The 26605-nt window shown below is 68.9% G+C and carries 17 protein-coding genes; 15 read left to right on the forward strand and 2 right to left on the reverse strand.

Annotated features, from left to right (window positions below; all coding sequences use genetic code 11):
* Nucleotides 1-43: 43 nt before the first annotated feature.
* From dapC to AC1DNF_RS04425, 15 genes are all read left to right on the forward strand, one after another.
* Nucleotides 44-1243 (forward strand): succinyldiaminopimelate transaminase, encoded by a 1200-nt coding sequence (gene dapC, locus AC1DNF_RS04355; protein ID WP_478147323.1) that lies wholly within the window; start codon nt 44-46, stop codon nt 1241-1243.
* Nucleotides 1244-1252: 9 nt separating this feature from the next.
* Nucleotides 1253-2077 carry a 2,3,4,5-tetrahydropyridine-2,6-dicarboxylate N-succinyltransferase gene (dapD, locus tag AC1DNF_RS04360; RefSeq protein ID WP_478147324.1) on the forward strand — a complete coding sequence of 275 codons (825 nt, stop codon included), beginning with the start codon at nt 1253-1255 and terminating at the stop codon, nt 2075-2077.
* A 125-nt stretch (nt 2078-2202) separates the two neighbouring features.
* Nucleotides 2203-3351 (forward strand): PilT/PilU family type 4a pilus ATPase, encoded by a 1149-nt coding sequence (locus AC1DNF_RS04365; protein WP_478147325.1) that lies wholly within the window; start codon nt 2203-2205, stop codon nt 3349-3351.
* 26 nt (nt 3352-3377) lie between these two features.
* On the forward strand, nt 3378-4556 hold the full coding sequence (gene dapE, locus AC1DNF_RS04370; protein ID WP_478147326.1) for a succinyl-diaminopimelate desuccinylase: 1179 nt from the start codon (nt 3378-3380) through the stop codon (nt 4554-4556).
* Nucleotides 4553-5440, forward strand: coding sequence for a 50S ribosomal protein L3 N(5)-glutamine methyltransferase (gene prmB / locus AC1DNF_RS04375; RefSeq protein ID WP_478147327.1), 888 nt, complete (start codon nt 4553-4555; stop codon nt 5438-5440). Before dapE ends, prmB begins: the two co-directional genes overlap by 4 nt.
* 95 nt (nt 5441-5535) lie before the next feature.
* Nucleotides 5536-7395: an ABC transporter ATP-binding protein gene (locus tag AC1DNF_RS04380; protein WP_478147328.1), complete on the forward strand. Its 1860-nt coding sequence runs from the start codon at nt 5536-5538 to the stop codon at nt 7393-7395.
* A 49-nt stretch (nt 7396-7444) separates the two neighbouring features.
* Nucleotides 7445-8977 carry an ABC transporter substrate-binding protein gene (locus AC1DNF_RS04385; protein ID WP_478147329.1) on the forward strand — a complete coding sequence of 511 codons (1533 nt, stop codon included), beginning with the start codon at nt 7445-7447 and terminating at the stop codon, nt 8975-8977.
* 12 nt (nt 8978-8989) lie between these two features.
* On the forward strand, nt 8990-9913 hold the full coding sequence (locus AC1DNF_RS04390) for an ABC transporter permease (protein ID WP_478147330.1): 924 nt from the start codon (nt 8990-8992) through the stop codon (nt 9911-9913).
* Between the two features lie 12 nt (nt 9914-9925).
* A complete protein-coding gene (locus AC1DNF_RS04395; protein WP_478147331.1) occupies nt 9926-10795 on the forward strand; it encodes an ABC transporter permease in 870 nt (289 codons plus the stop codon).
* Between the two features lie 2 nt (nt 10796-10797).
* Nucleotides 10798-12552, forward strand: coding sequence for a M14 family metallopeptidase (locus AC1DNF_RS04400; RefSeq protein ID WP_478147332.1), 1755 nt, complete (start codon nt 10798-10800; stop codon nt 12550-12552).
* Nucleotides 12549-14588: an ABC-F family ATP-binding cassette domain-containing protein gene (locus AC1DNF_RS04405; RefSeq protein ID WP_478147333.1), complete on the forward strand. Its 2040-nt coding sequence runs from the start codon at nt 12549-12551 to the stop codon at nt 14586-14588. Before AC1DNF_RS04400 ends, AC1DNF_RS04405 begins: the two co-directional genes overlap by 4 nt.
* 35 nt (nt 14589-14623) lie before the next feature.
* A complete protein-coding gene (locus AC1DNF_RS04410; RefSeq protein WP_478147334.1) occupies nt 14624-15208 on the forward strand; it encodes a hypothetical protein in 585 nt (194 codons plus the stop codon).
* A 190-nt stretch (nt 15209-15398) separates the two neighbouring features.
* Nucleotides 15399-15605 carry a hypothetical protein gene (locus AC1DNF_RS04415; RefSeq protein ID WP_478147335.1) on the forward strand — a complete coding sequence of 69 codons (207 nt, stop codon included), beginning with the start codon at nt 15399-15401 and terminating at the stop codon, nt 15603-15605.
* A 193-nt stretch (nt 15606-15798) separates the two neighbouring features.
* A complete protein-coding gene (locus AC1DNF_RS04420) occupies nt 15799-17502 on the forward strand; it encodes an FAD-dependent oxidoreductase (RefSeq protein ID WP_478147336.1) in 1704 nt (567 codons plus the stop codon).
* Complete coding sequence (locus AC1DNF_RS04425) at nt 17489-18406, forward strand: aldo/keto reductase (RefSeq protein ID WP_478147337.1); 918 nt, start codon at nt 17489-17491, stop codon at nt 18404-18406. The genes AC1DNF_RS04420 and AC1DNF_RS04425 overlap by 14 nt, the downstream gene beginning before the upstream one ends.
* Here the strand turns inward: AC1DNF_RS04425 and AC1DNF_RS04430 are convergent.
* On the reverse strand, nt 18346-20610 hold the full coding sequence (locus AC1DNF_RS04430; protein WP_478147338.1) for a response regulator: 2265 nt from the start codon (nt 20608-20610) through the stop codon (nt 18346-18348). The two genes, AC1DNF_RS04425 and AC1DNF_RS04430, sit on opposite strands and share 61 nt — an antisense overlap.
* Complete coding sequence (locus AC1DNF_RS04435) at nt 20607-26381, reverse strand: HAMP domain-containing protein (protein ID WP_478147339.1); 5775 nt, start codon at nt 26379-26381, stop codon at nt 20607-20609. Before AC1DNF_RS04435 ends, AC1DNF_RS04430 begins: the two co-directional genes overlap by 4 nt.
* Nucleotides 26382-26605 lie beyond the last annotated feature (224 nt).

Raw genomic sequence — 26605 nt, forward strand, 5'->3', positions numbered from 1 at the left:
GCGCCGCCCCCCGGCTCGCCGGCTGCCCCGATAATCCTGGCCCATGAATCCCCTGCTCGCCAAACTGCAGCCCTACCCCTTCGAGCGGCTGCGACAACTCTTCGCGGGCGTCACGCCCAACCCCGCGTTCTCCCCGATCAGCCTGGGCATCGGCGAGCCCAAGCACCCCACGCCGGAATTCATCAAGCAGGCGCTGACCGGCAGCCTCGGCGCGCTGGCCGCGTACCCGGCCACGGCCGGCGACCTGAAACTGCGCGCCTCCTTCACCGGCTGGCTGCAGCGCCGCTACGGGCTCGACCTCGACCCGGCCACCCAGGTGCTGCCGGTCAACGGCACGCGCGAGGCGCTGTTCGCGCTCACGCAGACCGTGGTCGACCCGACGAAGTCGCCGGCGCCGATCGTGCTGTCGCCCAATCCGTTCTATCAGATCTACGAAGGCTCGGGCCTGCTGGCGGGCGCGGAAATGCGTTATGTGCCCAGCGTGCCCGCGCGCAACTTCGCGCTCGACTGGGACAGCGTGACGGACGAGGTCTGGGCCCGCACGCAGCTGGTGTTCGTCTGCTCGCCCGGCAATCCGACCGGCGCCGTGATGCCGCTGGACGAATGGGAGAAGCTCTTCGCGCTCTCCGACCGCCACGGCTTCGTGATCGCGGCCGACGAGTGCTACAGCGAGATCTATTTCCGCGATGAGCCCCCGCTCGGCGGGCTCGAAGCCGCCGCCCGGCTGGGCCGCGCCGACTTCCGCAACCTCATCGCGCTGACCTCGCTGTCCAAGCGCAGCAACGTGCCGGGCATGCGCAGCGGCTTCGTCGCGGGCGACGCGGCGATCATCAAGTCCTTCCTGCTCTACCGCACCTACCACGGCAGCGCGATGAGCGGCACGGTGGCCGCGGCCAGCATCGCCGCCTGGAACGACGAGGCCCACGTGGTCGAGAACCGCGCCATGTACCGCGCCAAGTTCGCCGCCGTCACGCCCCTGCTCGAGCCGGTGCTCGACGTGCGCCTGCCCGATGCCAGCTTCTATCTGTGGGCCGGCATCCCCGCCGCCTGGAAGGGCGACGACCAGGCCTTCGCCCGCGCGCTGTACGCTCAATACAATGTGACGGTGCTGCCCGGCAGCTACCTCGCCCGCGACGTCGACGGCGCCAATCCGGGCCGGGGTCGCATACGGATGGCGCTGGTGGCGGACACCGCCGAATGCACCGAGGCCGCACAGCGCATCGTGAACTTCATCCAGGACTGAGCTTTTTCCATGACCCAACAACTCCAGCAGACCATCGACGCAGCGTGGGAAGACCGCGCCAACATCTCCGCCGCCAATGCTTCCAAGGAAGTCCGCGATGCCGTCGAGCACGTGATCGCCGAGCTCAACAACGGCAAGCTGCGCGTGGCCACCCGCGAGAGCGTCGGCCAATGGACCGTGCACCAGTGGATCAAGAAGGCGGTGCTGCTGTCCTTCCGCATCAAGGACAACGAGCAGATGCAGGCGGGCTCCCTGGGCTTCTACGACAAGGTGCCGACGAAGTTCTCGCACCTGTCGGCCAACGAGCTCAAGGAAGCCGGCGTGCGCATCGTGCCGCCGGCCGTGGCGCGCCGCGGCAGCTACATCGCCAAGGGCGCGATCCTCATGCCCTCCTATGTGAACATCGGCGCCTACGTCGGCGAAGGCACGATGGTGGACACCTGGGCCACGGTCGGCTCCTGCGCCCAGATCGGCGCCAACGTGCACCTCTCGGGCGGCGTGGGCATCGGCGGCGTGCTGGAGCCCCTGCAGGCCGGCCCGACCATCATCGAGGACAACTGCTTCATCGGCGCGCGCTCCGAAGTGGTCGAGGGCGTGGTGGTCGAGGAGAACTCGGTGCTGTCGATGGGCGTGTACCTCGGCCAGAGCACCCCCATCTATGACCGCGCCACCGGCGAGGTCACCTACGGCCGCGTGCCGGCGGGCTCGGTCGTCATCAGCGGCACGCTGCCCAAGGACAACGGCCGCTACAGCCTCTACGCCGCGATCATCGTGAAGCGTGTCGATGCGCAGACACGCGCAAAGACCTCGCTCAACGACCTGCTGCGCGACTGATCGATGTCAGCCCCCCGGCTCGCCACTGCGTGTGCTTCGCCACCCCCCGAGGGGGAGGCGCGGCCGCCTTGGGGCGGCCCGGCGGCGGCCCCGTTTCCACAACCCAAGCGTCGAGGAGAAGACAGATGAAGATGATGGAGCGAATTCTTCGCCTGATGGCCGAGCGCAAGGCCTCCGATATCTATCTGTCGGCGAACTCCCCGGCGCTGATCCGCATCAACGGCAACTGCATGCCGATCAATGCGCAGGTGCTGCCCCCCGAGGCGCCGCTCGGCCTGCTGGCCGAGGTGGTGCACGCGGACCGCATCGCCGAGCTGGAGCGCTCCGGCGAACTGAACATGGCGATCGCCCTCGAAGGCTCGGGCAACTTCCGCATCAGCGCCATGCGCCAGCGCGGCAGCTATGCGGTGGTGGTGCGGCACATCGCCTCCGTCATTCCATCCTTCGAGGACCTGAACCTCCCCGAGATCCTCAAGACGCTCGTGATGGAAAAGCGCGGGCTCATCCTGATGGTGGGCTCCACCGGCGCCGGCAAGAGCACCACGCTGGCCTCGATGCTCGACTACCGCAACGAGAACGCCACCGGCCACATCCTGACGGTGGAGGAACCGATCGAGTTCACCTTCACCAACAAGAAGTCGATGGTGAACCAGCGCGACGTCGGCAGCGACACGCAGTCGCTGCAGATCGCCCTGAAGAACGCGCTGCGCCAGGCGCCCGACGTGATCCAGATCGGCGAGATCCGCGACCGCGAGACCATGACGGCCGCGATCGCCTATGCGCAGTCGGGCCACCTGTGCGTGGCCACGCTGCATGCCAACAACAGCTACCGCGCGCTCAACCGCATCCTGAGCTTCTACCCCGTGGAGGTGCGCGCCACCCTGCTGGGCGATCTCGGCGGCGCGCTGCGCGCGATCGTCGCCCAGCGCCTGCTGCGCACGCCCAATGGCGCGCGCGTGCCGGCCCTCGAAGTGCTGCTGAACACGGCCCTGGTGGCCGAGCTCATCGGCAAGGGCGACTTCTCCGGCGTCAAGGAAGCGATGGAGCAATCCATGGCCGAAGGCTCGCAGACCTTCGAGGAAGACATCGCCCGCCTGATCACCGAAGAACTGGTCACCCGCGAGGAAGGCCTGGCCCAGGCCGATTCGCCGACCAACCTGATGTGGCGGCTGCAGAATCGCACGGCGCCCGCCGCGCGCAACGAAGAACGCTCCCTGCTCGACCAGGTCGAGGAACCCACCTTCACCGACATCACGCTCGACGTGCGTCTCTGAAACTCTCGCACTCTCTTGTCACTTCGATGTCCCGAACGCTGCAGCTCGCCGAGCAACTGATCTCCCGCCCCTCCGTCACGCCCGATGATGCGGGTTGCCAGCAGATCCTCGGCGAGCGGCTCGCGCGCGCCGGCTTCAGGCTCGAGAGCATCGAGAGCGGCCCGGCGGACTTCCGCGTGACCAACCTGTGGGCCGTGCGTGCCGGCAGCGCCGGGGACGCGGGCGCGAGGACCCTGGCCTTCGCGGGGCACACCGACGTGGTGCCGACCGGGCCCCTCGACCAGTGGACCAGCCACCCCTTCACGCCCACGCACCGCGACGGCAAGCTCTACGGGCGCGGCGCCTGCGACATGAAGACCTCGCTGGCGGCCTTCGTCGTCGCGATCGAGGAATTCCTCGCGGCCACGCCCGACCCGCGCCTCACGCTGGCCCTGCTGCTGACCAGCGACGAGGAAGGCCCGGGCCGCGACGGCACCGTGATCGTCTGCAACACGCTGGCCGCGCGCGGCGAGCGCCTGGACTATTGCATCGTCGGCGAGCCCACCGCCGTCGAGCGCTGCGGCGACATGATCAAGAACGGCCGGCGCGGCACGATGAGCGGCAGGCTCACCGTCAAGGGCGTGCAGGGCCACATCGCCTACCCGCACCTGGCGAAGAACCCGGTCCATTCGCTCGCGCCCGCGCTGGCCGAGCTGGTCGCCATCAATCAGAGCGGCGGCTGGGATGCGGGAAACGCGCACTTCCAGCCCACCAGCTGGCAGGTGAGCAACATTCATTCGGGCACCGGCGCCGGCAACGTGATCCCGGGCGCGGCGGTGGTGGACTTCAATTTCCGCTTCTCGACCGAGTCGACGGCCGAAGCGCTGCAGCAGCGCGTGCACGCCGTGCTGGACAAGCATGACGTCGACTACACGCTGGACTGGACGATCAGCGGCCTGCCCTTCCTGACGGTGCCGGGCCCGCTGGTCGAGGCCGTGCAGCAGGCCATCCGCGACGAGACCGGCATCGAGACCGAGCTTTCCACCAGCGGCGGCACCAGCGACGCGCGCTTCATCGCGAAGATCTGCGAGCAGGTGATCGAACTGGGCCCGGTCAACGCGAGCATCCACAAGATCGACGAGCACATCGCGGTGGATGAGATCGAGACGCTCAAGAACATCTACAGGCGCACGCTGGATACGCTCGAGGCGTGGCTGCCGGCATGAGCACGGTCCTCGAACTCATCGAAGCCGGCGCGCGGCAGCTCGCCGACGCGGGCGTGGCCTTCGGCCATGGCACCGACAACGCCTTCGACGAAGCCGTGTGGCTCGTGCTGTGGCGCCTGGGCTTGCCGCTGGACGAACTGGAGTCGGTGGCGCATCGCCCGGTCTCGCCGGCGGACGCCACCCGCGTCACCGATCTCTTCGCGATGCGCATCGCATCGCGCAAGCCCGCGGCCTACCTGACGAAGGAGGCCTGGCTGCAAGGCGTGCCCTTCTACATCGACGAGCGCGCCATCGTGCCGCGCAGCTTCATCGCCGAGCTGCTGGTCGACGGCAGCATCGACTACTGGCTCGACGAGCAGACGCGGCGCGTGCTCGACCTGTGCACGGGCAACGGCAGCCTGGCGATCATCGCGGCGATGACCTACCCGGAAGTCAGCGTCGACGCGGCGGACCTCTCGACCGAGGCCCTGGAAGTCGCGGCCATCAACGTGACGCGCCATGAACTCGACGCCCGCATCACGCTGATCGAATCCGACGGCCTGGCCGACGTGCGCGGGCCCTACGACCTGATCCTGTGCAACCCGCCCTACGTCAATGCGCGAAGCATGGCCGGGCTGCCCGCCGAATACCAGGCCGAGCCCGCGCTGGCGCTGGCCGGCGGCGCCGACGGCATGGACTTCGTCCGGGCGCTGCTGCGCGACGCGGCCGCTGTCATGAACGAGCGCGCCGTGCTGGTGCTCGAGATCGGCAACGAGCGCGAGCATTTCGAGGCGGCCTTCCCCACGCTCGAGGTGGTCTGGCTCGAAACCTCCGCCGGCGAGGACCAGGTGCTGCTGGTCACGCGCGAGGCGCTCGTGCGCCATTCCAACCCGACCCGGCATTGAGCGCCGACTCCGTGGCACGCGCCTTGCACTGCAGGAATGGCATCGCGCCACGAGAGCGCTAGCGACCGCCAGGACACAGAAAGAAAAGAAGCCCCTTGCCCAGCCCCCTGCCCTCCCCCGACGCGCCACTGCTGTCCGTGCGGAACCTCTGCGTCGAGTTCGATACGCCTCAGGGCGTCTTCCGCGCCGTCGACGACCTGAGCTTCGAGGTGGCGCCCGGGCGCACGCTGGCCATCGTCGGCGAATCCGGCTCGGGCAAGTCCGTCACCTCGATGGCCATCATGCGGCTGACGGACTACACGCGCGGCCGCATCGCCGGCGGCCAGGTCATGTTCCGCTCCCGCGACGGTGCCGTGCTCGACATGACCCAGGCCGAGCCTTCCACGCTGCTGCGCATGCGCGGCAACGAGATGGCGATGATCTTCCAGGAGCCGATGACCTCGCTGAACCCGGTGTTCACGGTCGGCAACCAGATCGTGGAGGCGCTGGTGCTGCACCGCGCCATGAGCGCGCGGGAGGCGCGGCAGGAAGCGCTGGCGCTGCTGCGCAAGGTGCGCCTGCCGGACGCCGAACGGCTGCTCGACGCCTTCCCGCACCAGCTCTCGGGCGGCATGCGCCAGCGGGCGATGATCGCGATGGCGCTGTCGTGCCGCCCGACGCTGCTGATCGCCGACGAGCCGACCACCGCGCTGGACGTGACCATCCAGGCCCAGATCCTCAACACCGTCCGCGAGCTGCAGCGCGACTTCGGCACCGCCGTGATCTTCATCACCCACGACATGGGCGTGGTGGCCGAGATGGCCGACGATGTGGTGGTGATGTGGCGCGGGCGCAAGGTCGAGCAAGGCACGGTCGAGCAGATCTTCAGGGCGCCGGCGCATCCCTACACGCAGACGCTCCTGGCGGCGGTGCCGCGCCTGGGCAGCCTCGCCGGCCAGCCCTGGCCGCTGCGCACGCCGCTGGAGGTGCTGGAGGGCGAGACACGCCGCACCGTCGGCACTACGCGCGTCCAGGACACGGCGCGCTACGAGAAGCCGCTGCTGCAGGTCGACAAGCTGACGACCCGCTTCGACGTCAAGCGCGACTGGCTGGGCCGCGTGACGCACCGCGTGCATGCGGTGGAGAGCGTGAGCCTGGACATCTACCCCGGCGAGACGCTGGCCCTGGTGGGCGAGTCCGGCAGCGGCAAGTCGACCATCGGCAAGACGCTGCAGCAGCTGGTGGAGCCGACCGGCGGAACGATCCGCTTCGACGGGCGCGACATCGCCGAACTCGACATGGCCGGGCGCCGCCGGCTGCGCCAGGACATCCAGTACATCTTCCAGGACCCCTATGCGTCGCTCGATCCGCGCAAGCGGGTGGGCTTCAGCATCGCCGAGCCGATCCGCACGCACAAGCTGCTGCCGGAAGGCGCGGCCATCGAGCGGCGCGTGGCCGAGCTGCTGGAGAGCGTCGGCCTCCAGCCCGAGCATGCCGGGCGCTTTCCGCACGAGTTCTCCGGCGGGCAGCGCCAGCGCGTGTGCATCGCGCGGGCGCTGGCGTGCAACCCGCGGCTCATCATCGCGGACGAATCGGTGTCCGCGCTCGACGTCTCGATCCAGGCCCAGATCATCGACCTGCTCATGGCCTTGCAGGCGGAGCGCGGCCTGTCCTATCTCTTCATCACGCACGACATGGCGGTGGTCGAGAAGATCAGCCACCGCGTGGCCGTGATGTACCTGGGGCAGATCGTGGAGATCGGCACGCGCCAGGCGGTCTTCGAGTCGCCCAGCCATCCCTACACGCGCAAGCTGCTCGCGGCCGTCCCGGTGGCCGAGCCGGGCCGCCACAAGGACACATCGCTCATCGAGGGCGAGATCCCCAGCCCGATGCGGCGGGTCGGCGACGAGCCGGCCATCCTGCGGCTGATGGACGTCGCGGCGGGCCATCGCGCCGCCGTCGTCGCCGCGGCCTGAACGTTTTCTTTCTCCGATTCCAAACGACAACTCAACAGGAGTTATTCCCATGCTCACGAAGTTCAAAGGCACCCTGCTGGCCACCGGCCTCGCGCTGGCCGCGCTGTGCAGCCCCATGGCCGCGACCACGGCGCAAGCCGCCGGCACGCTGACCGTCGCGCTGCACCAGGACCCGGGCAACTGGGACCCGATCGCCACCTTCCTGGTCTCCTGGGGCGCCGTCGGCGGGCAGGTGTTCGACGGCCTCATCATGCGCACGGCGGACATGAAGCTGGTGCCGGGCCTGGCGACCAAGTGGGAGTTCCTGGACAAGAACGCCAGGCTGCGCTTCACGCTGCGCCCGAACGTGAAGTTCCACGACGGCGAGCCCTTCGATGCGGAAGCCGTCAAGTTCACCTTCGACCGCCTGCTCGGCGACGAAGGCAAGAAGGGCCCGCAGCAGTCCAACTACAACTCGATCGACAAGGTGGTGGTGGTCAATCCGCTGACGGTCGACTTCTACCTGAAGTCGCCCGACCCGGTGCTGCTGACCAAGCTGGCGGGCTACGGCGCGATGATCGTGCCGCCCAAGTACATCAAGGAAAAGGGCAGCGAATACTTCGGCATGAACCCGGTGGGCACCGGCCCTTTCAAGTTCACCGAGTACAAGCCCAAGGTCAGCCTCTCCTTCGAGCGCAACGCGGCCTACTGGGGCGGGGCGCCCAAGATCGACAAGCTGGTCTACCGCTTCATCGCCGAGCCCGCGACGCAGGCCGCCGAGCTGCAGGCCGGCCGCGTCGACGTCGCCAACCAGGTGCCGCTGTCGATGCTCGACACCCTCAAGAAAGACCCGAAGCTCTCGGTGGTGAGCATGGACGGCCCGGTGGCGCTGGCGCTGCGCTACAACACGCAGCGCGGCATCATGAAGGACCCCCAGGTGCGCAAGGCGCTCATCATGGCGGTCGACCGCGACGCCATCATCAAGACCATCCTGCTCGGGCAGGCCAAGCCGATCGCGAGCTTCCAGGGCGAGCTGTCCTTCGGCTACGACCCCGCCCTCAAGCCCCTGCCCTTCAATCCGGCGCAGGCCAAGGCGATGCTGGCGAAGGCCGGCGTGAAGCCGGGCACGCAGATCCAGCTGGACTTCCGCGGGCCGGACAGCAACTTCCGCGAGGTCTCGCAGGCGGTGGCGGCCTACCTGGGCGCGGTCGGCGTGCAGGTCTCGCTCAAGCCCTATGAAACCAACGTGCTGCTCAACGACATCATCCCGAACGGCAAGACCGGCGAGATGTGGCAGAACCAGTGGGGCGGCTGGACCTTCGACTACGACAACACCGCGTATGCGATGTACTACACCAAGCAGCGCTGGAACCCCTTCGACGACGACGCCAAGCTCAATGCGCTGCTGCACACCCAGCGCAACACCTGGGACCAGGCCGAGCGCCAGAAGACGCTGCGCGAGATCGGCCGCTACGTGGCCGACCAGGCGCTCGAAATGCCGCTCTACAGCCTGAACACGGTCTACGGCGTGAACAAGCGCGCCAGGAACCTCGCGCTGCCCGCCGACGGCCGCTTCCGCTTCGTGGATGCCACGGTCGAATAACGTCCTCGCCTCATGCTCGGTTTCTTCGTCAAGCGGGTCCTCCAGGCCATCTTCGTGGTCCTGGTGGTCACGCTGTTCGTCTCCTATGCGGTGAGGCTCTCGGGCGATCCGGCCATCATGCTGGCGCAGGGCGCGGGCAGCGTGACCGAACAGGACCTGCAGAACATCCGCATCGGGCTGGGCCTGGACCGGCCCTTCCCGGTGCAGTACGCGGAGTTCCTCAAGGGCATGGTGGTCGGCGACTTCGGCAAGAGCTTCCTCGGCGGCACGCCGGTGTCGCGGCTCATCGGCGATGCCCTGCCCGCGACGCTGGCGCTGGCGGGGGCCTCGCTGCTGCTGTCGCTGCTGATCTCGATTCCGTTGGGCATCCAGGCCGCGGTGCACCAGGGCGGCGGCGTGGACCAGGCGATCCGCATCGGCTCGCTGGTCGGCCTGTCGTTCCCGAATTTCTGGCTGGCCATCATGCTGGTGCTGCTGCTGTCGATCACCTTCCCGCTGCTGCCGCCCTCGGGGTGGGACGGGCCGGTGAGCCTGATCATGCCGACGCTGACGATGGCGATCATCTTCTCGGCCACCAACGTGCGGCTGGTGCGCACCTCGATGCTGGAGACGCTCTCGGCGCAGTACATCATGGTGGCGCGCGCCAAGGGCCTGAAGAACCGCGTGGTGCTCTACAAGCACGCGCTGCGCAACTGCGCGATTCCGCTGATCACCTACATCGGCCTCCAGTTCGGCAAGATGATCGGCGGCCTGGTGGTCGTGGAGAAGGTCTTCAACTGGCCCGGCATGGGCACGCTGGCCTTCGACGCCATCTCGGCGCGCGACTACCCCGTGCTGCAGGGCGCCGTCACGGTGCTGGCCCTGCTGGTGGTCTTCGCCAACCTGCTGGTGGACCTGGCCTACGGGCTGGTCGATCCGCGCATCCGCAACAGTTGAGAGGCCCGGTTGATGTCGACCCTTGCCGTTTCCGCCGTCCCGACGCAGAAGCCCGGGCGCTGGCGCCACCTGCGCTCGCTGGAGTTCATCGTCGGCGTGCTGCTGGTGGGCAGCATGGTGGCGCTCGCGCTGCTGTCGCCGATCCTCTTTCCCGACCAGGGCGCGAAGATGGACCTGGGCGCGCGTCTCACGGCGCCCTTCACGCACTGGGCGCATCTGCTGGGCACCGATCCGCTGGGCCGCGACGTGCTGGAGCGCGTGCTGCTGGGCGGCCGCATCTCGCTCTACGTCGGCTTCGTGTCGGTGCTGGGCTCGGTGACGGTGGGCGTCGTCGTCGGGCTGGTGGCGGGCTACTACCGCGGCTTCTGGGACATGTTCCTGATGCGCTGCGTCGACGTGCAGCTGGCCCTGCCCTTCATCCTGATCGCGCTGACCTTCATCTCGATTCTCGGCGGCGGCCTGGGCAACATCATCCTGTTCATGGTGCTGTCGCAGTGGGTGCAGTACGCGCGGCTGGTCCGCGGGCTGGTGCTGTCGCTGCGCGAGCGCGAGTTCGTGCAGGCGGCGCGCGCCTTCGGCGTGCGTGACTTCTCCATGGTGCGGCACCACATCCTGCCGAACGTGCTGGGGCCGGTGGTGATCCTGATGACGCTCAACGTGGCCGAGAACATCCTGCTGGAAAGCAGCCTGACCTTTCTCGGCCTGGGCGTGGACCCGCAGATCCCGAGCTGGGGCGGCATGCTGGCCGATGGCCGCAACTACCTGCAGACGGCGTGGTGGGTGAGCGTGTTTCCGGGGCTGGCGATCATGCTGACCGTGCTTGGCCTCAACCTGCTGGGCGATTGGCTGCGCGACCGGCTCGACCCCCTCGGCAAGGTTTGACGATGACAGTTCTCCTCGAGGCACAACTGCCGCGCACGCTCGATACCTGGATCGAGGAACTCCTGGCGGACGCCGCGCCCGGCGCCGATGTCGAGGCGTGGCTTTTCGAAGGCTGGCCGGCGCGGCGTGACGCCGAGCGACGCCTGGCGGCCGCCGGGATCAAGGCGCGCTTTCGCAGCGCCTACAAGCCGCTGGTGCATCACTTCCAGGAGGAGGTGGACCGCCGCGCGCTCGCCAGCGTGACGGTGCGCTACCCGGTGCATCCCCAGGCATCGCCGCGCCGCTTCGCACTGGAGAGCTATCCGCTGGCCGCCATGCTCGCGGGGATCGAGCTGCGGCTGGAGCCGCAAGCGGTGTCGGATGCCACGCCGCGCTACGAGGTCGAGCTTCATTGGCAGAGCGGCGAACAGCGCGTCGACACCGTGTTCGCGCCGAACCGCGTGCACGAAGACCTGCTCGGCAACACGATGCTGTCGCCTTGCGCCTGGCTTCGGGTGGGCGCCGGCTCGCACACGTCGAGCGATGGCGCGCGCGTATCGGACTACGAGGAGATCTTTCGCCTGGCGATGGAAGCCCTGCACGGGCACGCCTGGCCGGCGACCGAACCCTACTTCGAACGGCTCGACATCCGGATAGACATGCCCGGGATCGCGCAATTGCCGCAGGGCGGCAGCGCCTGGATGGACACGCACGAAGCGCTGCACGAGGACCTCTATTTCTCGCTGCTGGAGATCTTCCAGCACCGCAGCGGGCGGCCGGCCGGCGACCGCCGGCTGCAACCGGGCCAGATCGTGCCGGACATCCGCGCGAGCGCGGGCCCGGTGTCGCTGCGAGTCAGCCTGAGCCCGTATACCGCCCCCACGGCCGAAGCGGACACCGAACACGCGACGGCGCTCGCCGAGGCCTACGCGCCGCTCCACCCGGCACGCATCAGGCAGGAAATGGCGCAGATCCGCGGCGAGCGCTTCCAGGCGCTCAGCCGGCAGGGGCGCGGCGTGATCGGCATCCATCACCGCGGCGACGGCCCGGCAGTGATCATCAGCGGCGGCCAGCATGCCAACGAGACCTCGGGCGTGGTCGGCGCCTTGCGTGCCGCCCAGGCGCTGGCCGCGCGGCCGGGCTCGCACTTCGCCCTCATCGCGCTCGAAAACCCCGACGGCTACGCGCTGCACCGGGAACTCTGCGCACATGCGCCCCGGCACATGCACCACGCCGCGCGCTACACGGCCCTGGGCGACGACGTCGAGTACAGGGACAAGCGGCCGTTCCACGAACGCGAGGCCCGCCACCGCGCGCTGGAGATGTCCGGCGCGACCCTGCACGTCAACCTGCACGGCTACCCGGCGCATGAATGGACGCGCCCCCTGAGCGGCTACATCCCGCGCGGCTTCGACCTGTGGACCGTGCCGAAGGGCTTCTTCCTGATCCTGCGCCACCACGCGGGCTGGGCGGCCCAGGCGCGGCAACTCGCGGAGCACGTGTGCCGCCGCCTCGCCGAGCGCCCCGATCTCATGGCTTTCAACGCGGCGCAGCTCGCCACCTACAATACGCACGCCGGCGAGCTTCCTTTCGAAGTGATTCAGGGCACGGCCTGCGCCATCAGCGAGGTCGACCGCCCCGGACCCGCCCTGACCCTGATCACCGAGTTTCCCGACGAAACCGTCTACGGTGATGCTTTCATACTTGCCCACGACACCCAGACCGCCGCCGTGCTGGCCGCGGTCGAAGCCATGAGCCTCATTTCGCCGAGCCAATGATCACCCTGAAGAATGTCATCCTGCGCCGCAGCGCCAAAGTGCTGCTGGACGGCGCCAGCGTCACCATCAATCCCGGCGAGAAGGTGGGGCTGGTGGGCCGCAACGGCGCGGGCAAGTCCACCTTGTTCGCGCTGTTCAACGGCACGCTGCACGAGGACGGCGGCGATTTCTCCCTGCCCAGGCCGTGGCGCATGGCGCAGGTGGCGCAGAACATGCCCGAAACCGACGAAGGCGCGACCGAGTTCGTGGTCGGCGGCGACACCCGGCTGGTGGAGCTGCGCGAGGCGCTGGCCGCGGTCGAGGCCGCGCACGAGGCCAAGCCGGACGACCACGAGCTGGGCATGGCCCTGGCGCATGCCTACACCGACCTGGCCGATGCCGGCGAGCACGATGCGGCACCGCGCGCGCAGGCGCTGATCCTCGGGCTGGGCTTCAAGGTGCACGAGCTCGACCACCCCGTCAACAGCTTCTCCGGCGGCTGGCGCATGCGGCTGCAGCTGGCGCGCGCCCTGATGTGCCCGAGCGACCTGATGCTGCTCGACGAGCCGACGAACCACCTGGACCTGGACGCGCTCGTCTGGCTCGAAGCCTGGTTGCAGAAATACACCGGCACGATGATCGTCATCAGCCACGACCGCGAGTTCCTCGACGCCGTGACCGACGTGACGCTGCACATCGAGCATGCCAAGCTCACGCGCTACGGCGGCAACTACAGCGCCTTCGAGACGCTGCGCGCGCAGCAGATGGAGCTGCAGCAGTCGGCCTTCTCCAAGCAGCAGGACAAGATCGCCCATCTGCAGAAGTTCATCGACCGCTTCAAGGCCAAGGCGAGCAAGGCCAAGCAGGCGCAAAGCCGCGTCAAGGCGCTGGAGCGCATGGAGAAGGTGGCGCCGCTGCTGGCGGAGGCCGACTTCACCTTCGAGTTCAAGGAGCCGGGCAACATCCCGAATCCGATGCTCTCGATCAGCGACGCGAGCTTCGGCTACCAGGTCGAGGGCGAGGCGCCCAAGGTCATCCTGCGCGGCGTGAACCGCTCCGTGCTCGCCGGCCAGCGCATCGGCATCCTGGGCGCCAACGGCCAGGGCAAGTCGACGCTGGTCAAGACCATCGCGCGCGAAATGGGCGCGCTGGCCGGCACGGTGACCGAGGGCAAGGGCCTGAACATCGGCTACTTCGCCCAGCAGGAACTCGACGTGCTGCGCCCGCAGGACACGCCGCTCGAACACATGGTGCGCATGGCGCGCGAACTGGGTTCGAGCGTCAAGGAACGCACCGGCGAGCAGGATCTGCGCGGCTACCTCGGCAGCTTCAATTTCAGCGGCGACATGGTCAAGCAGGCGGTGGGCACCATGAGCGGCGGCGAGAAGGCGCGCCTGGTGCTGGCCATGATGGTCTGGCAACGGCCCAACCTGCTGCTGCTTGACGAGCCGACCAACCACCTGGACCTCGCCACGCGCGAGGCGCTGGCGGTGGCGCTCAACGAGTTCGAGGGCACGCTGATGCTGGTCAGCCACGACCGGGCGCTGCTGCGCTCGGTGTGCGACGAGTTCTGGCTGGTCGGCCGCGGCGTGGTGACCGATTTCGACGGCGATCTGGACGACTACCAGCGCTACCTGCTCGATGAGGCCAAGCGTTTGCGCGAAGAGGCCAAGGCGGCCACGCGCGACGCGGCGGCCCTGCCCGTGGCGTCGGCCCCGGCCATGGTGGCGAGCGCCCCCGCGCCCAAGGCGGCGGCCTCGCCCGTGGCCCGGGAGACCCCGGCGGCCGGCAAGACCCAGCGCAAGCAGGACGCGCAGGACCGCCAGCAGCGCAGCGACCAGGCCAAGCCGCTCAAGCGCGAGCTCGCCCAGGTCGACCAGCGCCTCGCCGCGGCCGGCAGCGAAAAGACCGCGCTCGAGGCCCGCATGGCCCAGCCGCTGGCGGCGGCGGAGATCGTCGAAGCCGGCAAGCGCCTGAAGGCGCTCAACGACGAGATCGCCCAGCTGGAGGAACGCTGGCTCGCCCTGTCGGACCAGCTCGAGACGCTGACCGCCTGACGCGGCTCGACCAGGCCTGCTAAGCTGCGGACGGCATGCCCTCCGCCATCCAGCTCGCCCAAGGGGACCCGCAACTGATCGCCGCGATCCGGCGCGCCCGGCGTCTGCTCGGGCGGCAGGCGCTGGTCGCGGCAGCCGCGAGCGCCATCCCCATTCCCGGTGTCGACTGGGCCGCCGACGCGGCGCTGCTGTCGCGCCTGATTCCCCGGATCAGCGCCGAATTCGGCCTTTCGGTGGCCCAGATCGAGCGGCTGGCCCCCTACCAGCGCGATCACGTCCAGAAAGCCGCCTCGGCTGTCGGCGCGCTGCTGGTGGGCAAACTCGTGACGCGCGAGCTGCTGATCACCCTCGCGCGCCATGCCGGCGTGCGGATGACGGCCAGGCAGGCCGCGAAATACGTCCCCATCGCGGGCCAGGTGGTGTCCGCCGCGCTCGGCTATGCGGCCTTGCGGGCGCTGGGCGAGTTGCACATCAAGGATTGCGTGAAGGTCTCGCAGTCCGTCCGGCACCTGCTGGCGCCGCCCCCGGCGGGGCAGGAAGCAGCGGCACCGCCGCCAGGGCATGCCCCCCTGCGCGCCCCCCGCATCCCCCGGATATGGGATCGATTCCGCCTGCGCTAGGTATATTTACCTAGCAACTTTAGCCACACGGGATGTTGGCCTACCACGACAAAGGCCACTGTGTCGTTGATCCAGCGGGCCATAATGCGCAAATTGTATCGAAGCACCAACGTGGCTTCGGCCCAACGGCGGATGTGATCAGGGATCAGAAACGAGTCGTTTCCGCACGACGACATTCGGAGGAGCGGACATGAATGAGACAGACCTCGCAGCTTCGGTAGAAAGAATCATGGCAAGGGTCGACTACTACCTGCACTGCGAACTGGACGAGGAATACGACCATGACCGGCCCGACCTGGCGCGCGCCCAGCTCGAGGCGGCGCTGCGGCAGGAGCTGCTGCGCGCCGGCGCCGTGGGCCTCGTCTCGGCGATTTCCGGCGCGCGCACCGTTCCGTGACGCACGAGAGGCGCTGAGAGCCGCCAGCCGGCGGCGGCGGCCTGGAGAAGCGCCGGATCGCTTTCCGAACGCCCCCGCACACATCACACCCCGAAAAGGCCGCATTCGCGGCCTTTTCTTCATCCTGGGTCCGGCCGACGCGGGCGCCGGCCGCGCGGAAGGCCGCCATGGGGCCTCCCGTATGATCCGGCGCATGCCGCCAGCTTCGCCCTCTCCGTCCCCTGCCGAAGCCCTCGCGGCCCCTCCTCTTCACGTCGCGGTGGTCGGCAGCGGGCCCGCCGGCATGGTGCTGGCGCTGGAACTGGCGCGCCGCGGCTGCCGCGTCACGCTGATCGAGAGCGGCCTGGAGGCGCGCAGCGAGGAGGCCCAGCGCCTGTCCGATGCCGAACTGGCCGCCGCCCAGACCCACGCACCGATGGAAGACGCGGTGCAGCGCCGTTTCGGCGGCACCAGCCATCTGTGGGGCGGGCGCTGCCTGCCCTATGACGCGCTCGATTTCGTGGAGCGCGGCCCGCTGCGCCCGGCGCACTGGCCATTCACCGTCGACGAACTGGCGCCGCACTGGGCGCAGGCCTGCCACTACGCCGATTGCGGCCAGGCGCGCTTCGACTACGCCGACGCCGTGGCGGCCAATGCGCGCGGTCCCCTGGTGGCGCGCTTCGTCGAGGGCGAAGTGCTCTCCTCCCACCTCGAGCGCTGGAGCGCCAACCCCGTACTGGTCGGGCGGCTCGGCCCCAGGATCCGCCAGCAAGCGCTGATCGAATGCGTGCTGGGCGCGACCGTCGTCGACGTCGAGCCGAGCGAGCGCCCCGGCGCCATCGCGGCCCTGTTGCTGCGCTCCTCCGAGGGCGATGCGGCACAGGCGCCGCGGCGCATGGCCGCGGACGTCTTCATCCTGGCCTGCGGTGGCGTCGAGACCACCCGTCTGCTGCTGCAGGCCCAGAAGGCCGGCAGGGTTGCGCTCGCCGGCGCGGCGCACCTGGGGCGCTACTACATGGGCCACCTGTCCGGCAAGATCGCGACCGTCCAGTTCCGCGGAGATCCCGGCAAGACCCATTACGGCTTCGAGCGCTCGGGAAGCCACTATGTGCGCCGGCGCTTCACCTTCACCGAGGCCGCGCTGCGCGCCCACAAGCTGCTGAACATCGCGCTGTGGCTCGACAATCCGCCGCCGGTCGATCCCGTGCATGGCTCGGGCATCCTGTCGGCGGCGTACCTCGCGCTGTCCACGCCGGTGCTGCGCGACAAGCTCGCCGCGCCCGCCATCCGCAAGGCGTTGATCGGCGGCGGGCCCAGGCCCAGCCTGCTGCGCCATGCGCGCAACCTGCTGCGCGCGCCCTTCGGCACGGCCGCCTTCGTCACCCGCTTCCTGCATGGGCGCTACTTTGCCAAGACCCGGCTGCCGGGCTTCTTCGTCCACAGCCCGGGCAATCGCTACGCCCTGCACTACCACGCCGAACAGTCGCCCTTCGACCAGAGTCGCATCACGCTGGCCGACGCGCACGACCGGCTGGGTCTGCCGCGCGCGCGGATCGACCTGCGCTTTCACCGCGGCGATGCCGAATCGGTGGTGGCGGCGCACGCCGTGCTCGATGCGCACCTGCGCGCCCACGACATCGGCGAGCTGATCTACCAGTACCCCGAAGGCGAACGTGTCGACGCCGTGATGCGCCAGGCGCGCGACGGCCTGCATCAGATCGGCACCACTCGCATGGCCGCCACCGCCGAGGACGGCGTCGCGGACGGCTTCGGCTTGCTCTTTGGCACCTCCAACCTGTACGCTTGCAGCAGTTCGCTTTTCCCAACCTCGGGTCAGGCCAATCCGACGCTGACCCTCATGGCCTTCGCCGTGCGGCAGGCCGACCACATCGCGAGCGCCCATCATGCACATGGTTGAATTCGCTCCCGCCGGCCCACGGGTCTCGCTGCTCGGCTTCGGTTGCGCCTCCGTCATGGGGCGCGTCAGCGGCAGCCAGGCGCTGGACGCCATGGCCTGCGCGCTCGATCTCGGCGTCACGCATTTCGACGTCGCGCGTTCCTACGGCTTCGGCGATGCCGAGAAGGTGCTCGGCGAATTCATCCGCGGCAAGCGCGACCGCGTGACCATCACCTCCAAGTTCGGCATCGTCGCGCCCCACCTCAAGACCTGGCAGCGCCTCGCGCGGCCACTGGTGCGACCCTTGCGCAACGCGCTGGCGCCGCTGCGCAAGCGCGTGCGCACCGTGTCGGGCAGCCTGCTGGGCCAGTGCCGCCACGATGCCGCCTATGCGCGCGAGTGCCTCGAGACCTCCCTGCGCGAGCTGGGCACCGATTACATCGACTTCTACCTGCTGCACGAGCCCCGCGTGGCCCACCTGCCTCAGCGCGAGGAGTTGCGGGACTTCCTGGACGGACGGGTGCGCGCCGGCCAGATCCGGGCCTGGGGACTGGCCCACCCGGCGGGCGAAGACGAGGCGACGCAGGAACGCCTGGGCAGCGTGATCCAGCAGCCTTCGAGTTTCGGCCGTGGGGTCGCCGGCGCGGCGGCCGACACGCGCTTCCGCTTCGTCACCCAGCCGATGGCCGGCGGGGACGCGGCCCTCGCCGCGCCCGCGCTGCTCGCCACCGCGCGGCGGCTCGGGCTCAGCCACGCCGAGGCGATGTTCGCCTGGGCCTGCCACGAGGCCGGCGAACGCGGCGCGGTGGTGGCCGGCATGTACACGCGCGAGCACATCGCGGACAACGTCGCGGCGGTCGAACGCTACAGCCGCGAGCGCGCCTCGCTGGAAGATGCGCTGTCGATGATTCCAGCGGTGCCCTGAGGCGCCTGCCCCGCCGCGCCCGTGGCCGCTTCGCACCAGGCACGGATGCACTCGAGCAGCACGGCCGGGTCCGCGGGCTTGACGAAGTGGTGGTCGAAGCCGGCCTCGATCGCGTTCTGGCGATCCTCCTTCTGGCCGTAGCCCGTCAGCGCGATCAGAAGCGCGCCTTGCGTCTCCTCCATGAGCCGCATCCTCCGGGCGACTTCGTAGCCATCGAGCAGCGGCAGGCCGATGTCCAGCACGACCACGGTCGGACGGTGCTGCGTCACGGCCGCCAGGGCATCTTCGCCGTCGGCGGCGGTCCGCACGACATGACCGTCCAGCTCCAGCATGGTCGCGATGGCCCGCGCGGCGTCGAGGTTGTCATCCACGACCAGCACCCGCTGCGGGCGCGCCTCGGGCGCCGGGGCGGCGGGCGATGCGGCATCGGAATCCCGGCGCACCAGGGCGATGCAGGGCAGCCGCACCCGGAACTCCGAGCCCTGGTCCCGGCCGAAGCTGCGCGCCTCGATCCGGCCGCCGTGCATTTCGGTCAGGCGCCGCGCCAGCGTCAACCCGACGCCCAGGCCTCCCTGCGCACGATCGAGACCGCGCTTGCCCTGCGAGAACAGGTCGAAGATGCGCGGCAGCAGTTCCTCGTCGATGCCGATGCCGTGGTCGCGCACCGTGACGATCGCCTCGCCCTCCAGGGACTCCGATCGCAGATCGATCGCGGTCCCTTCCGGGCTGTATTTCGACGCGTTGTGCAGCAGATTGGCAATGACCTGCGTGAGCCTGGCGGGATCGCCATGCAACCAGACCGGGCCCTCCGGCATCGCGACGCCGAGCACCTGGCGCCGGGCCTGGATGGCGGGCTGGATCGTCTCCACGCTCTGCGCCAGCACCTTGTTCAGGTCCATCGGCTCGCGCTTGAGCGTGATCTTGCCCTGGCTGATACGCGTGACGTCCAGCAGTTCCTCGATCAGGCGTGTCATCTGCTTGAGCTGGCGGCTGGCGATGTCGAGCGCCCAGCTGATCTTCGCGTTCGAGGGCGCCACCCGCCGGATCACCTCCACGGCGGTGTGGATCGGTGCCAGCGGGTTGCGCAGCTCGTGGGACATCATCGCGAGGAACTCGTCCTTGCGCTGATCGGCCCGCAGCAGTTCTTCCTGCGCGGCCTTGCGCTCCACGATCTCGCGCTGCAGCACCCGGTAGAGCCTGGCGTTCTCGAAGGCGGTGGCCGCCCGCACGGCGACCTCGTCCAGGATCGACCTGTCGGCGGCGCGCTCCCAGGCGGCCTCTTCGCTCGAAAGCACCAGCAGCGCACCCAGCACCCGCTCGCCGAAGACCAGCGGCACGGCGGCGGCCGACCGCAGTGCCGGCCATGGCGCCATGCCGCCGCCCAGGCCGAAGGATTCGACGGTCAGGCCGTTCAATTCCGCGCCGGCCAGGACGACCAGACGCTGCCCCATGATCGCGTCGTCGAGCGCCTTGCGCACCGCGGCGTCCATGCCGGATTCCGGCCCGCTCGTCACCAGCGCTCGGCCGCCCTGCTCGCGCGCCGCCACCGCCTCGACGGTACCGAAATCGGGACTCGCCGGCAGCACGACGGAGACCGCCGCGACGGTCGGCACCAGCAACCGGGCCAGCTGGCGCGCGGCGACCTGGATCTCCAGCGATCCGCTCAGGGCCCGGCTCGCGTGCGCGAGGAAGGCGGAGCGCCGGTCCCGCTCTTCCGCCACGCGGCGCGCGGCTTCCGCCGCCATCATGGCGGCGCGCGCGTCGGCCTGCAGCTGCACCTCGCGCTGCATCAGGAAGAGCGAGACGAAGACGCTCACCTTGCTGCGCAGCACCTCCGGCACCAGCGGCGACAGGATGTAATCGACCGCGCCGAGCGAGTAGCCGCGCGCCGTCTGCATCTCGTCGGCATAGGAGGTGATGAAGATGATCGGCGTGTGCGCGCCGCGGCGATGCTGGCGGATCAGCGCCGCGGTTTCGAAGCCGTCCATGCCCGGCATGTTGACGTCCAGCATGATGACGGCGAACTCGCGCTGCAGCACCTCCCGCAGCGCCTGCGCGCCCGAGCGCACCAGCACCAGGTTCTGCCCCAGATCCTCCAGGACGGTCTGGAAGACGAGCAGCTTCTCCGGCAGGTCGTCGACGACCAGGATGTTGGCCCGCTCGGCATCGCCGGCCGGCGCGTGCGGGACGGGAAACGCTGTCATTTGCAGAGCCAGCCTCGCAGGACGACCAGCAGATAGGCGGTGTCGACCGGCTTCGACAGATAGTCCCAGGCGCCGGCCTCGATGCATTTTTCCCGGTCTCCCTTCATCGCCTTGGCGGTGACCGCCACCAGGGGCAGGTGCCTTCCGCGCGGAAGGCGCCGCAACTCGCGCATGGTCTCCATGCCGTCCATCTCCGGCATCATGATGTCCATGAGGACGATGTCGATCGACGGGTCCTCCTGGACCCGGCGAATCGCGTCGCGGCCGTTTTCCGCCGACACGATCTCCATGCCCTGCTGGTCCAGCACCGCAGCGAGCGCGAAGATGTTGCGCATGTCGTCGTCGACGATGAGCGCCTTCTTGCCGGCGAGCGAGCAGGCGCCCTCGTTCACCGCCTCGACGGCACGCCGCTCCATCTCCGACATGGTGGCCGTGGCGCGGTGCAGGAAGAAGGTGCCCGCCTCGATCAACTCATCGGCCGATCGCACCTTTCGCCAGGCCGACCCGCCGGGGCCGTGGGGCCAGTCCGGCGCAAGCGGCCCCTCGGCCGGGGCACCGGGCTCGTCCTCGCTGTAGACCACCACCGGCAGCTGATGCACGGGCGGGCGCTGCTCCAGCGGATCGGCGAGGTCCGAGCGGTCGAAGCCGGGGATGCGGCCGTCGGTGATGAGGCAATCGACCTCGCCGCTCGCGAGTTCGCGGCGAAGGTCATCCGCGCTTTCGGCCAGCACCGCCGCGACGCCGTCCACGTCGAAGGCCGCCAGGCAGGCATCGCGCGCGGGCGCCGCGGCCATCGCCACCAGCAGCTTCCTCGTGGGCGCATGCACGTAGCGATGCAGCTCGGCCATGGCCGCCTCCACCTGGTCGACCGATTGCAGCGGCTTGGCGAGGAACCCCAGCGCGCCCGAACCCAGCGCGCGTTCGCGCGAGTCGTCCGTGGAGACCACGCACACCGGAATGTGGCGCGTCGCCAGATCGGCCTTCAGGCGCTCCAGGATGCGCCAGCCTTCCATGTCTGGCAGGAAGATGTCGAGCGTGATCAGGCTCGGACGGTAGTCGCGCGTCATGGCCAGGGCGCCGGCACCGCTCGGGCTCACGAGGGCCTTGAAGCCGCTGCGGCGCGCCGCCTGCATCAGCACCTTCGCAAAGGCGAGGTCGTTCTCGACGACGAGCGCGACCTTGTCGCCGGGCAGGATGGTGTCGCGGTCGTCGTCCGCGACGTTGAGCGCCGGCAGGTCGTCCACGGTGCGGTCGTCGTGCGGGGCGCCCGCCGAGCCCGGCGCCAGCGCCTCGCGCGACTCCGGCGCGAGCAGGGCGGACCGGTCCCGGGGTTCCGCGAGCCAGGCGCGGCCGGCCCGCGCGGTGCGCGAGGGGCTGTAACTCTGCGGCAGGTACAGCGTGAAGGTGCTGCCCTGCGACGGCGCGCTGGCCAGGCGGATCTCGCCGCCCAGCAGGCGCGCGAGTTCGCGGCTGATCGCCAGGCCGAGCCCGGTGCCGCCGTACTTGCGCGAGGTCGAGCCGTCGGCCTGCTGGAAGGCCTCGAACACGATCTGCTGCTTGTCGGCGGAAATCCCGATGCCCGTATCGGACACCGCGAAGGCCATCACCTGGCTGGCCCGGTTGAGCTCCTCCGAGTCGCGCGACCACCCGCTCTCGGCGCGACGGATCGACAGCGCCACCGAGCCGCGATGGGTGAACTTGAACGCATTCGACAGCAGGTTCTTGATGATCTGCTGCAGCCGCTTGACGTCCGTGACCATGCTCTCGGGCAAGGGCTCGAGCATGGTGATCTCGAAGTCCACGTGCCTGGCCTCCGCCACATGGCGGAAGCTGCGCTCGACGGAGCGCCGCAGTTCGTCCAGCCGAAGCTCGCTGACTTCCACCGCCACCGTGCCCGATTCGATCTTCGAGAGGTCCAGGATGTCGTTGATCAGCATCAGCAGGTCGTTGCCCGACAGGTGGATCGTCTTGGCATAGTCGACCTGGCGCGGCGTCAGGTTGCCGTCGCTGTTCTTGCAGAGCTGGTCCGACAGGATCAGCAGGCTGTTGAGCGGCGTGCGCAGCTCGTGCGACATGTTGGCCAGGAACTCGGACTTGTACTTGGAGGTCAGCGCGAGCTGTTCGGCCTTCTCCTCCAGCGCCTGGCGGGCCTGCTCCACCTCCTGGTTCTTGCGCTCGACCTCCTGGTTCTGGTGCACCAGCAGGCGGGCCTTTTCCTGCAGCGCCTCGTTGGTCTGCTGCAGCTCCTGCTGGCGGCTCTGCAGCTCCTCGGCGAGCGACTGCGACTGCGTCAGCAGATGCTCCGTGCGCATGTTGGCGGAGATGGTGTTGATCACGATGCCGATCGATTCCGTCAGCTGGTCGAGAAAGGCCTGGTGCGCCGGGTTGAAGCGCTCCAGCGAGGCCAGCTCCAGCACGCCGCGCACCTCGTCCTCGAACACGACCGGCAGCACGATCACATCCATCGCCGCGCTTTCGCTCAGGCCGGTCGCGACCTTGAAGGCCGCGCTCGGCACATTGGTGAGCAGGATCTTCGATTTCTCGATGGCGCACTGGCCGACCAGCCCCTGGCCGACCTCGATCTCCTTGCCGTGCGATCCCTGGCCGCCCGAGGCATAGCTCGCGAACAGCTTGAGCCGGGGCGTGCCGCCGCTGTTGGCGAGAACGTAGAACTCGGCCTGATGAGCGCCCACCACCGGTGCCAGCTCGGACAGGATCAGCTGGCCGACGGTGAGCAGGTCCTTCTGGCCCTGCAGCATGCGGCTGAACTTGGCGAGGTTGGTCTTGAGCCAGTCCTGCTCGGTGTTCTTCTGCGTCGTGTCCTTGAGGTTGCGGATCATCTCGTTGATGGTGTCCTTCAGCGCCGCCACCTCGCCCTGCGCCTCGACCGTGATGGAACGCGTCAGGTCGCCCTGCGTCACCGCGGTGGCCACTTCGGCGATGGCGCGCACCTGGGTCGTCAGGTTGGCCGCGAGCTGGTTGACGTTTTCCGTCAGCCCCTTCCAGGTGCCGGCGGCGCCGGGCACCTTGGCCTGCCCGCCGAGCTTGCCTTCGACACCCACTTCGCGCGCGACGGTCGTCACCTGGTCGGCGAAGGTGGCCAGCGTGTCGGTCATGCTGTTGATGGTCTCGGCCAGCGCCGCGATCTCGCCCTTGGCCTCCACCGTGAGCTTCTGCTTCAGGTCGCCGTCGGCCACGGCGGTCACGACCTTGGCGATGCCCCGCACCTGGCCCGTGAGGTTGCCCGCCATGAAATTGACGTTGTCCGTCAGGTCCTTCCAGGTGCCCGAGACGTCGCGCACCTGCGCCTGCCCGCCCAGGCGACCCTCGGTGCCGACCTCGCGCGCCACGCGCGTCACCTCCGCCGCGAAGGAGGAGAGCTGGTCCACCATGGTGTTGATGGTCGCCTTGAGCTCCAGGATCTCGCCCTTCACGTCCACCGTGATCTTCTTCGACAGGTCCCCGGCCGCCACGGCCTTCGTCACGTCGGCGATGTTGCGCACCTGCGATGTGAGGTTGGACGCCATCAGGTTGACGGAGTCCGTCAGGTCCTTCCAGGTGCCGGCCACGCCCTGCACGTCCGCCTGCCCGCCCAGGATGCCCTCGGTGCCCACTTCCAGCGCCACGCGCGTGACTTCGGCGGCGAAGGAGCGCAGCTGGTCCACCATGGTGTTGACGGTGTTCTTGAGCTCCGAGATCTCGCCCTTCACGTCCACCGTGATCTTCTTGGACAGGTCCCCCGCCGCCACGGCCGTCGTCACCTCGGCGATGTTGCGCACCTGGGAGGTCAGATTGCCGGCCATGAAGTTCACCGACTCGGTCAGGTCCTTCCAGGTCCCCGCCACGCCCTGCACGTCCGCCTGGCCGCCCAGGATGCCTTCGGTGCCCACTTCGCGCGCCACCCGCGTCACTTCAGCGGCGAAGGAGCGCAGCTGGTCGACCATGGTGTTCACGGTGTTCTTCAGCTCCAGGATCTCGCCCTTCACGTCGACGGTGATCTTCTTGGAGAGGTCGCCCGCGGCCACCGCCTTCGTCACGTCCGCGATGTTGCGCACCTGCGAGGTCAGGTTCGACGCCATCGAATTGACCGACTCAGTCAGGTCCTTCCAGGTGCCGGCCACGCCCTGCACGTCGGCCTGGCCGCCGAGCTTGCCTTCGGTGCCCACCTCGCGCGCCACCCGCGTGACCTCCGCCGCGAAGGAGGAGAGCTGGTCCACCATCGTGTTGATGGTGTTGGTGAGTTCGAGGATCTCGCCCTTGGTGTCGACCGAGATCTTCTTGGACAGATCCCCCGCGGCCACCGCCTTGGTGACGTCGGCGATGTTTCGCACCTGCGAGGTCAGGTTGCCCGCCATGAAGTTCACCGACTCGGTGAGGTCCTTCCAGGTGCCGGCCACGCCCTGCACGTCCGCCTGCCCGCCGAGCTTGCCCTCGGTGCCCACTTCCCGCGCCACCCGCGTCACCTCCGCCGCGAAGGAGCGCAGCTGGTCCACCATGGTGTTGATGGTGGCCTTGAGCTCCAGGATCTCGCCCTTCACGTCCACCGTGATCTTCTTCGACAGGTCCCCCGCCGCGACGGCCTTCGTCACGTCGGCGATGTTGCGCACCTGGCTCGTCAGATTGCCGGCCATGGAATTGACGGAGTCCGTGAGGTCCTTCCATGTGCCGGCCACGCCCTGCACGTCCGCCTGCCCGCCGAGCTTGCCCTCGGTGCCCACTTCCCGCGCCACCCGCGTGACCTCCGCCGCGAAGGAACGCAGCTGGTCGACCAGCGTGTTCACAGTGTTCTTCAGCTCCAGGATCTCGCCCTTGCCATCCACCGTGATCTTCTTGGAGAGGTCGCCGGCGGCCACCGCCTTCGTGACGTCGGCGATATTGCGCACCTGGCTGGTCAGATTGCCCGCCATGGAATTGACGGAGTCGGTGAGGTCCTTCCAGGTGCCGGAGACGCCCTCGACCCGCGCCTGCCCGCCCAGGGAGCCTTCCGTGCCGACCTCGCGCGCGACGCGCGTGACCTCGGATGCGAAGGAGCGCAGCTGGTCGACCATGGTGTTGATCGTGTTCTTCAGGGTGAGGAACTCGCCCTTCACGTCGACGTCGATCTTCTTCGACAGGTCGCCCTTGGCGACGGCGGTCGTGACGTCGGCGATGTTGCGCACCTGGTCGGTCAGGTTGCCGGCCATGGAGTTCACGGAATCGGTGAGGTCCTTCCAGGTCCCGGCGACGCCCTTGACCTTGGCCTGCCCGCCGAGCTTGCCTTCGGTGCCCACCTCGCGCGCCACGCGCGTGACCTCGGCGGAGAAGTTGCCCAGCTGTTCGACCATCTTGTTGATGGTCCTGGCGGTGCGCAGGAACTCGCCTTCGAGTTCGCGGCCCTCGACCTCCAGCGCCATGCTCTTGGACAGGTCGCCCTGCGCGACCGCGCCGATCACGCGGGCGACTTCGCTGGTGGGGTGCACCAGGTCGTCGATCAAGGCGTTGACGCACTCGATCGATTCGCCCCAGAAGCCGCGCGTCTCGTGCATCACCGCGCGCTGCTTGAGCTTGCCTTCCTTGCCGACCACCTGCCGCAGCCGCGTCAGCTCGGACGCCAGCATGGCGTTCTGCTCGACGAGATCGTTGAAGACGTCCGCGAGCTTGCCGGACAGTCCGCTCCAGTGAACGGGCAATCGCGCCCTGGCGTCGCCCCTGCGCAGCCGGGTCATGGCGTCGAGCAGGACGGCCATGTGCTGCGCCGCGTCTGTGGAGGGGTCTTGGTCGATGACGTTCATGGAAGCCTCGAGGGTGAGCTGCGGATCAAGGGGCCGCGGGAGACCGGCAATTCCTGGCAAGTGTGACCAAAATTCCTCCCCCCACGCGCGCAAAATCCTACGTGCCAATACCGCAATAGGCTCCACCCTCGAGTGTCGGAGTCAGGAACATTGCAACGTAGGCGCCGGCCTACACCGGGCGACGACAGCCGCTTGTCCGGCGCGGCCTGACGGCATTGGCCGAC

The sequence above is a fragment of the Variovorax sp. 01T432 genome (assembly GCF_056398605.1).